2 protein-coding genes are annotated in these 1460 nt (G+C 63.6%); one reads left to right on the top strand and one right to left on the bottom strand.

From position 1 onward, the window contains the following. A partial coding sequence (locus ACYP01_RS22965) for an ACT domain-containing protein (RefSeq protein ID WP_459682617.1) occupies positions 1–864 on the top strand: 864 nt, incomplete at its 5' end. Between the two features lie 52 nt (positions 865–916). On the opposite strand, the gene ACYP01_RS22960 is transcribed toward ACYP01_RS22965, so the two are convergent. Further along, positions 917–1460: peptidylprolyl isomerase (locus ACYP01_RS22960; protein WP_459682614.1), on the bottom strand; the 544-nt coding region annotated here is incomplete at its 5' end.

Here is a 1460-nt window from a genome sequence, read left to right as displayed (position 1 = left end):
GGCGAAGTGGTGGAGGTCTTCACGTCGAAGGCCGCAACCGCCGGGCCGAGCCGAGATTGGCAGACGTTTGTCGTCTCGCCGCGTGCCAAGGCGAAGATCCGTCAGTGGTTCGCGAAGGAACGCCGCGAGGAGGCGCTCGAGTCCGGCAAGGATCAGATCGCGAAGGAGGTCCGCCGTGTGGGACTTCCGTTGCAGCGGTTGATGAACGCCGAATCGATGAGCACGATCGCGCACGAACTTCGCTATCCCGACGTCTCGGCGTTGTACACGGCGGTAGGCGAGAGTCAGGTGTCGGCGCACCATGTCGTGCAGCGACTGGTTGCTCATCTGGGCGGCGTCGGCGCCGTCGAGGAGGAACTGGCCGAGCGTTCGACGCCGTCGACCATGCCGGTGCGCACCCGCAGTACGGGTGACTCCGGAATTCTGGTTCCCGGAGCACCCGGCACGGTGGCAAAACTTGCGAAGTGTTGCACGCCGGTTCCGGGCGATTCGATTCTGGGCTTCGTCACGCGTGGTGGGGCGGTCAGCGTGCACCGTACCGACTGCACCAACGCCAACTCGCTCCACGATCAGTCCGAGCGAATCATCGACGTCGAATGGGCACCGTCAGCGACGTCGGTGTTCCTGGTCGCGATCCAGATCGAGGCGCTCGATCGTCATCGGTTGCTTTCCGACGTCACCAAGGCGTTGGCAGACGAGAAGGTGAACATCCTGTCGGCCTCGGTCACCACGTCCGGCGACCGGGTGGCGATCAGCAAGTTCACCTTCGAGATGGGCGACCCGAAGCACTTGGGTCATGTTCTCAACGTGGTTCGTAACGTGGAAGGCGTCTACGACGTCTACCGCGTGACCTCTGCCTCGTAAACTGCTGTGCGCCTTTATTAACCGCGGGCGGTTAATAAAGGCGCACAGGGGGTCAGGCGACTACTGCAGTCTCGATGGTGATCGGGGTGTTGGGTGCACCGCCGCCGGTTGCTCCCATGCCACCGTCGTCGCCGTCGGCCGCGATCTTCTCGATCGTCGCCAGGCCGGCGTCGTCGATCTTTCCGAAGACCGTGTAGTTGGGCGGCAAGACCGAATCCTCGTAGACGAGGAAGAACTGACTGCCGTTGCTGCCCGGTTTACCCGAGTTGGCCATTGCCAGCGTGCCGCGGGGGTAGACGGCAGGCAAGGAGAGTGCCGGATCGTTAGCCGGGTAGGCAGTGGTCGGGTACTCGTTGTCGAAGCCATAGCCTGGTCCGCCCGTGCCCTTGCCCGAGGGATCGCCGCACTGCAGGATCTGTAGACCGGGTGTGGTGACGAGTCGATGGCACGGGGTGTCGTCGAAGTACTTCTGCTCGGTCAAGCTCACGATGCTGTTGACCGTGCAGGGGGCTTCCGCCCGGTTCAGTTCCATCCCGATCGGGCCGGCCGTAGTCGTGAGCGCGACGTTGACGGTTCCCTCGGTGGACACACCCGTG

The sequence above is a fragment of the Rhodococcus sp. no. 34 genome (assembly GCF_054589475.1).
This window is presented reverse-complemented; position numbering and strand designations above follow the sequence as displayed.